This is a genomic window from Streptomyces sp. NPDC001410 (assembly GCF_042895235.1).
Classification (GTDB): Bacteria; Actinomycetota; Actinomycetes; order Streptomycetales; family Streptomycetaceae; genus Streptomyces.
Genome location: NZ_JBIAWE010000007.1, coordinates 311,242 through 318,224, shown reverse-complemented (window position 1 = coordinate 318,224; position 6,983 = coordinate 311,242). Strand labels below are relative to the sequence as shown.

At 70.8% G+C, this 6,983-nt stretch carries 7 protein-coding genes; 3 read left to right on the top strand and 4 right to left on the bottom strand.

The window, feature by feature from the left end; translation table 11 throughout:
- Positions 1-181 precede the first annotated feature (181 nt).
- A complete protein-coding gene (locus ACFY3C_RS17655; protein ID WP_390771359.1) occupies positions 182-556 on the bottom strand; it encodes a hypothetical protein in 375 nt (124 codons plus the stop codon).
- 570 nt (positions 557-1,126) lie between these two features.
- On the opposite strand from ACFY3C_RS17655, the gene ACFY3C_RS17650 reads away from it, so the two are divergent.
- Both ACFY3C_RS17650 and ACFY3C_RS17645 read left to right on the top strand, forming a co-directional pair.
- Positions 1,127-1,471, top strand: a complete 345-nt coding sequence (locus tag ACFY3C_RS17650; RefSeq protein WP_390771358.1) for a helix-turn-helix domain-containing protein — start codon at positions 1,127-1,129, stop codon at positions 1,469-1,471.
- 778 nt (positions 1,472-2,249) lie between these two features.
- On the top strand, positions 2,250-2,558 hold the full coding sequence (locus ACFY3C_RS17645) for a hypothetical protein (RefSeq protein ID WP_390771357.1): 309 nt from the start codon (positions 2,250-2,252) through the stop codon (positions 2,556-2,558).
- A gap of 38 nt (positions 2,559-2,596) precedes the next feature.
- On the opposite strand, the gene ACFY3C_RS17640 is transcribed toward ACFY3C_RS17645, so the two are convergent.
- Positions 2,597-3,082 (bottom strand): DUF5994 family protein, encoded by a 486-nt coding sequence (locus ACFY3C_RS17640; RefSeq protein WP_390771356.1) that lies wholly within the window; start codon positions 3,080-3,082, stop codon positions 2,597-2,599.
- Positions 3,083-3,151: 69 nt separating this feature from the next.
- Positions 3,152-3,424 carry a hypothetical protein gene (locus ACFY3C_RS17635; protein WP_386573129.1) on the bottom strand — a complete coding sequence of 91 codons (273 nt, stop codon included), beginning with the start codon at positions 3,422-3,424 and terminating at the stop codon, positions 3,152-3,154.
- Between the two features lie 850 nt (positions 3,425-4,274).
- On the opposite strand from ACFY3C_RS17635, the gene ACFY3C_RS17630 reads away from it, so the two are divergent.
- Positions 4,275-6,041, top strand: a complete 1,767-nt coding sequence (locus ACFY3C_RS17630; RefSeq protein WP_390771355.1) for a SpoIIE family protein phosphatase — start codon at positions 4,275-4,277, stop codon at positions 6,039-6,041.
- Positions 6,042-6,074: 33 nt separating this feature from the next.
- Here the strand turns inward: ACFY3C_RS17630 and ACFY3C_RS17625 are convergent, their stop codons facing one another.
- On the bottom strand, positions 6,075-6,638 hold the full coding sequence (locus tag ACFY3C_RS17625; protein WP_386572944.1) for a hypothetical protein: 564 nt from the start codon (positions 6,636-6,638) through the stop codon (positions 6,075-6,077).
- Between the last annotated feature and the right edge of the window lie 345 nt (positions 6,639-6,983).

Genomic DNA, 6,983 nt, shown 5'->3' with positions numbered 1-6,983 from the left:
CCGTGCCGCACCGCGGGCCCACTGCTGGGTGCCACCGCCCCCTGGGCGGTGGGAGCACGGGCGCCACCCCGCCGACTGAAACCCGGTGGGGGCCCTGCCGACGCGCGTCGGCAGGGCCCCCACCGCCGTGTCGCCGTCCGCTCGGAAACCGCCGGCCGGGCAACGGGGCGGAGACAGCGTCTCACCGGTCGAAGTGGATGAGATCTCCTACGGTCCATGCGCTGACGTCCTTGATCGCGACTCGGTACATGCCGCCCGTCTCCGGGATCCCGAGGCTGCCCTGCAGGATCCGGGCGAGATGAAAGTGCAGATGCGTGGGTGCCTCGCCGTGACCAGGCCGGTTCCCTCGCGGGCCGCAGGCGAACACGTCGGAGAACGAGCCGAGACGGTCCGAGTCCTTCAGGACCTCCGCCACCCGCTCCCTCCACACGGCCTCGGGAGCCAGCCGGCCGGTGATGACGGCGCCGCCGACGACCACGGTCAGCGACATCTGATTGCTTCGCTCGGACTCCACCGCGGCGGAGATGGCCACAAGCAGCTCATCAGGGTTCGACATGACAGCAGAGCTTATGCGGCCCACCCGTACCCGCACCTCCCGCGGGGCTGAAGTGGTTGCGCGCGTGGGGGAAGGGCGGTTTCGCCAGCCGGTGAGGGCCGACCGAGGAACAGGGTTCTCCTCCTGCAGAAGAGTGAAATCTTCTCTTGCTGGAGTAGATTTTGGTTCCTGACGTGGGTACGCTTCTTCTCGTAACCACGGTCGAACGAGACCCGCCAGACACGAACTGGCAGGTGACTGAATACGAAGTCCGCAGGTCAGTGTGGCTCGCACGTCGAGGAGCCGCCAGTGGTACCTGTTCATTCAGTGGTTGGTCCCGAGAGAAACGGAGGAGCAGACGCCATCAGGATCGCCCGGCCCGAGAAGCACTCGGTCCGGGTACCGCAAGACCCCGGAATGGATGGTGGTCCCCGGTCACGCAGCTGCGATCCCCCGCTCCGCCCTGCCGGGCCGGTAGCGGAAACAGAAGGTCGGCACAGCAGTAGGGCCGACAGATGGTGTTCAATTTCCTTCGGGGCCCTGGTGCCGTACGGCGCCAGGGCCCCTCGACGCGTTGCACAGCGAGGTGACATGACATCGGACAACCCTCTGAATGATCGTCTGGACGACGACGACTACCCCGCGTACACGATGGGCCGGGCAGCCGAGATGCTCGGCACCACGCCGGCCTTCCTCCGAGCGATCGGTGAGGCTCGTCTGATCACTCCGCTCCGCTCGGAGGGAGGACATCGCCGGTACTCCCGCTACCAGCTGCGGATCGCCGCGCGCGCCCGCGAGCTCGTCGACAAGGGGACCCCGATCGAGGCCGCGTGCCGCATCGTCATCCTCGAGGACCAGCTGGAGGAAGCGCAACGCATCAACGCCGAGTACCGCCGTGCCGCCAGCGAATCGGCGGGCAGCGCCGGCACCGGCTGAACACGCGCGGGGGACGGTATCCGGCCGTGTGGCGACCGAAGGAGAGTACGGCCCGGAAAGCCGCCGGTGGGAGTGAGGACAGCGTCGGTGGCCGGCCCCACCAGGCCGCCCTCGGGATGGGCACCGGCCTGCGCCGCCTTCCGGCCCGCGCCGCGAGGAACTGGCCACGCCCGCCGGCATCGGCAGCGACCACTCGTCCGCGCGGAACGCGCCGAAGAGACCGCGTCGGCTCCTTCGTACCAACCGGCGCCCGCCGTGCCCGGCGACACCGAGCACCGGAGTGTGCCGAGCAGGCGCGACAGCCGTTCGCGTGGCAGGGGGCGCACCCCACCGGAAGGGCTGTGCACTCGCCAAGGGTTCCCGGGCTGGTCCACGGAGACAGCGCCACCAAGCGCAGCGTCCGTTCACCCAAGCGCCTCGCCCGGCGTCCTTCGCCGCCGTGCCCACAACGTGCCCACAAGGGCGGACAACCAGGGCCACCAGCGGTACCAACAGGCTCGTACAACGGCACAGGCGTACCTCATCCCCGCAGGTCGGCCGCCATGCGACCGTCCAAGCGCCGTCGCTTCCCAAGCTGAGAGCGCGAGTTCGATTCTCGTCACCCGCTCCATGGAGAAGGCCCAGGTCAGAGACCGGGGCCTTTTTGCTGTCCTCAGCGATCACTCGCCGCGTGCCGGATTCGCGCCGAACGCTTCTCGGCGGTCATCCGCGCCGCCTGTTCCTGAGCCTTCCGGACGGTGGCGTCAAGGCCGACGGTGCTCTCTCTTTAGCGAGTACTGTGCTGCCGATCGGCCCTCCCGACCACACCGCCAGGTCCGCGCTGTGGGAGAGCTACCTGGCCCGAGCGGGCGCCGAGGCCGACAGCGCGGTACTCGCGTCCGCCAGCGAGGGGTTCACCCCGGCCGACATCGCCCACGCGGCGCGAACCGTCTCCCAGGCCCAGTTCGAGCGCACCTTCGACACCGGAACCCGGACCGCCCCCACCACCGACGACTACCTGGACACGATCCGCGACACCAGGCCCACGGTCAGCGCCGCCATGGCCCAGGAATTCGCCCAGCAGACGGAGGAGTTCGCCCGCATCTAGCGTCCAGGCCGATGGGGAGTCGATCTGCGACGGACGTGTCAGGCCGGCGTAGGAGGCGTGTCGCTGCCCGTATCGATGAGGATCTGCTCGGCCTCGGTGACGTTGTCGGCCCGTACGGCCCTGGCCATCGCGGCACGTGCCGCGTCGGGCGACGTGTCCGGAGGGACCACCAGCAGGGAGAAATGGTCCCGGTCGCCGCGGGTGATGAGGACGGTGTCGTCACCGACCGGGAAGGAGTCGATGTGCACGACCCGGCCGTCGACCATCACCCGGGTCGGCAGTTCGTCCCAGGTGCCGGCGTCGAGTCCGACGCGGGTGACAGGTCCGAGATGCTCGGTCAACGCGGAGATCAGCGAGGGGAGCTCGGCACCGATGTCCCGGGACCGCGGCCACCAGGCACCGTCCAGGATTCCCTCGCGTGCATGTGTCGTCTCCAGCCTCAGCAGGGCCGTCCCGGGTCTCACCGACTCGTGGACGGCGTCCGGCAGGAACCTGCGAGCGCCGGAGGTGTCGGAGTCGGTCATGGCGTCCGCCCGTCCTTCGTATGCCGGTCGCACGCCCCGCGGCGGCCGCACTGCCTCGGTGGACGCGGCTCAGCCACGTTCCTCCTCCTGTGTCTCCATCTGCCGGATCCCCTGGTGCGTCAGCGTGATCATCGCGGGCGTGTTGCCCCTTGCCCAATCGACGACGACCCAGCCTTCGCCCGCCAGATACGTACAGGCAGCGGCCAGATCCTGCTCGGGAATACCAAGGTCGTTGCGGAGCTTCACCCCGTCGACGCCCAGGAGCCGATTGCCCTCGGCGGCTTCGTACACAGCCCGCATGATCTTCTCGCGATACGTCTTCCGCTCGCGCAGTGTTGCCATGACGTGCCGTCCTTCGCCGTCCTCAGTCGTGCCGAAGTCGATGTCTTCCGCGGTCGCCGTCGCGGTGGGGCGGGTCGGAGCAATCGCGTCCACCGCCGCCCGGCGGTGCCTCCGGGGCCAACGGCCGATCCCCGGCAGGGCATCGCCGTAGTGGAAAGCGGCGATCCGTTCGGCGTGCTGAGCATTGAGCCGGTGGATCAGAACGACTCCGATGGCGATCACGACAAGCAACACAGCCGCGGCGATGAGCGTCACGGCTCTCTCACATCCCTTGGCCGGAGGGCGGACGGCCGCCCTGGCAAGCCGTGTGCCGCGGCAGGGCCGACGCCCGAGATGCCCCGCCATCGGTCTCCCACGCTTCTTCCCGGCTTCGGGCATCGACGCTGTCTGCCTCTTCCCGGCCGCCGACGCCTTCCAACCTGGCCGGAACCGGGCGCGCCCGTGTCAGCGAGAAGCGGGCCGGCGGCGAAGGTGCGCGCTCATTAGGTGTCGTACGGTTGATGGTCACGTTCATGGCGCGGACCTGCCCCCGGGCTCGTCTGCGACAGCCCGGCGTTGTTGATCACCGGGAACGACACCCGCGTAGGAGCCGGTGCGCGAAAGACTCCCGGTGCCTTCAGCCTACTCCGATTCCGAGCCCGAAAATGTGCGTATGACCAGCGATTTTCCTCGCTCTGGAGCGACTGGTCAGAGCCAGTACAGCGGTGTCGCGCAGGCGCCGTCGTGTCGCCCACGCGGCCGGGTACTCGCAAAGGGACCATCGGGGCACCGATGTCTCCGTGGCCCTTGGGCCGGAGGCCCCGGCGGCGGTGTGGTCTGTGCAGGGAAAGGCGGCGGCGTGGTGGACGGCGTGAGGCCCGACGGAGAGCGGGAGTGGCGGCTGTCGGCAGCGGAGCCGGGTCTGTGGCAGCACGTGGTCGAGCAGCTGGGTACGGCCGTGGTCGTGATGGACCCGGCGGGGCTGATCGTCACGGTCAACCCGGCCGCCGAGCGGCTGCTGGGGCGGGCGGCAGCGGCGATGTACGGGCAGGATCTGCATGACCTGTGCCACCGGGACCCGAGAGGCACCCGGATCCCCCGAGAGCGCTGTCCGCTGCTGCGGGCACTGGTCGAGGGGCGTTCGGCGCGCGGGGACGACGACAGGTGCCTGCGGGGTGACGGACGGCTGATCCCGATCTCCTGGTCGGCCACGCCTCTGACGGACGACGGCGTCTCCCAGGGCATGGTCGTGCTGGTCGTCGAGACCGCGGAGGACCGCCGTGCCCGTAGGGAACGCGCGGAACGGGCGGAGCAGGCAGAGCGGGCGGAACAGGCGGAACGGGTGGAACGAGCCGCCCATACGAGCGCTCTGGAGAGTCTCACCGAGCGGTTGACACTCGTCGCGGAGATCACCGACGTGCTCGGCCAGACCCTGGAGGTGGACGAGGCCCTCGCTCGGCTGAGCCGGCTTCTGGTTCCCCGCCTGGCCGACTGGGCGGTGGTGGATCTACGGGTCGGCTCCCATCAGGTACACCGGGTGGCGGTGACCGGCCCCGAGGGCCGTGACGCCGGACAGGAGGACTGGCGTGGTCGTCTTCCGTCGGTCGGGGAGACGGCCCACTCGCCCCTGGTCCAGGTGCTGAACGGAGGCGGTCCCGTCCTGCAGGACCGGGCGGACATGGACGCACCGCCCGACTCCCCCCTGGCCGCCGTCCACAGTGCCTTCCTCGAAGCAACCGGCGCGGCATCCGTCATCACGGTGCCACTGGGCGCCAGACGGCAGGTCACCGGTGCCCTGACACTGGTGCGCACCGACCCGGCACACCCCTTCGGCACCGGCGATGTGGACGTGGTGAGCGACATCGGCCGCCGGGTCGGCCTCGTCATCGACAACGCCCGCCGGTTCGGCCGCCAGCGCGCCATCGCCGAGGCCATGCAGCGCAACCTCCTCCCCCCACTGCCCCAGCCCGGCCGGATCCAGCTGGCCGCCCGGTACCAGCCCGCTCCGGCCGGCTCGCAGGTCGGTGGCGACTGGTACGACGCGTTCACACTGAGGGATGGCACGCTCGCCCTGGTCATCGGCGACGTCGAGGGCCACGATCTGACCGCCGCGGCCGGCATGGCGCAGTTGCACGGCATCCTCCGCTCGCTCGTCTGGGACCACACCGAGCCGACCGGTGCCGTCGTGGACCGTCTCGACGACGCCATCCACGCCATCACGACCGTGCCGACGGCCACCCTCGTCCTCGCCCGGGTGGAAGGCCCGGACACCGGCCCCTGGACGCTGCGCTGGACCAGTGCCGGGCACCCGCCACCCCTGCTGCTGACGCCCGACGGGAACGCGCAGTACCTCGAAGCCGGGCAGGGACTGCTCCTCGGAGCCGACCTGGGCGCCGGCGGTCATCGGCCGAGCGCCGCCCACGCGCTGCCGCCGGGATCCACGCTCCTGCTCTACACCGACGGCCTGATCGAGGTTCCCGGCAGCGACCTGGACACCGGGCTCGGCCGACTGCGCCGCCATGTCCTCACCCTCGCCCACGAACCGCTGGACACGCTGTGCGACCGGCTGTCTTCCCGGATGCCCCCCGGCAGCACCGACGACATCGCCCTCCTCGCCCTGCGCCTGCCCATGCCCTGACCGAGTCCGAGGCACGATCGACGACAGGGGTACTCATGTCCCCGGAGCCAACACCAGAACGCGGAACGGGCCGGGCGGCAAGGCCGTAAGGGTGTCGTCTCCGGCGTACTGCCAGCCCCAGGAGCGCAGTGTCTCAATGGTCCCGTCGTCCCAGGCGTCCACCAGGGTGACGCCGAGCGCGGCGCCGTGGTCGGCGAGCAGTCGCCGCTGCAGGCGCCGGGCGAGGTTCCAGACATGGTCCCGGTACTCCCGGCGTACGCGAGGCGGGACGACGATTCCGGAGACGACGAAGAGCCGCCCGGAGGCGGCGCGGCGGAGCAGCTTCCCCGGAAGATGTCCGTCGAAGCCCTCCTCCCACCACGGACCGGCGCCGTCCGCGGGAAAGCCGTAGGCGCATCCGGTCAGGGCGGTGGTCTCCGCGATCAGCAGCGAGAACCCCGGGCGTCGTGCGTCGGCCGCGAGGTGGCGCAGAAAGGCGGCCCGCGCCTGGTTCCACGCCCATGGGTCGCCACCGGAGACCTCCGCGTACAGGTCGCCCAACTCCTGCAGGCGGTCCTCGACCTGACCACGCGTCAGCGGGCGGACACGTTCTGCCACCTGGGGCGAGGACCTGCGCTCCGCCTTCGGCGGGCCCGGCACGCGGGTCCGCGGCCTGCCCCGTGCGGGCCGGAGCGCGGGGAGGGCCAAGGTCGTCGGGAGGAACACGTGCGCGGTCATGGCCAACCCTGCCCCGGGCACGGACGAAAGCCGACCCGGCGTCGCCGATCCCCGAGAACGGCACCGGTGTCGGAGGCGGTGCGCGGCGTGCCCTCGGTGTCTCCACCGTACTCCCGGCCGGGCCCGCCTCGGCGGCCCGGCGGCCGACGACGACTGCGGCGGTCGGCGCCGACAACGGCACCGCTCTTCCGGGAGCTGTCGCTGCCTTCCGGGCCGAGCCGGCTC

Excerpts from the sequence above, each read along its gene's own strand:
- ACFY3C_RS17640 (WP_390771356.1), bottom strand. The coding sequence starts at position 3,082 with ATGACCGACTCCGACACCTCCGGCGCTCGCAGGTTCCTGCCGGACGCC.
- ACFY3C_RS17650 (WP_390771358.1), top strand. The coding sequence starts at position 1,127 with ATGACATCGGACAACCCTCTGAATGATCGTCTGGACGACGACGACTAC.
- ACFY3C_RS17635 (WP_386573129.1), bottom strand. The coding sequence starts at position 3,424 with ATGGCAACACTGCGCGAGCGGAAGACGTATCGCGAGAAGATCATGCGG.
- ACFY3C_RS17655 (WP_390771359.1), bottom strand. The coding sequence starts at position 556 with ATGTCGAACCCTGATGAGCTGCTTGTGGCCATCTCCGCCGCGGTGGAG.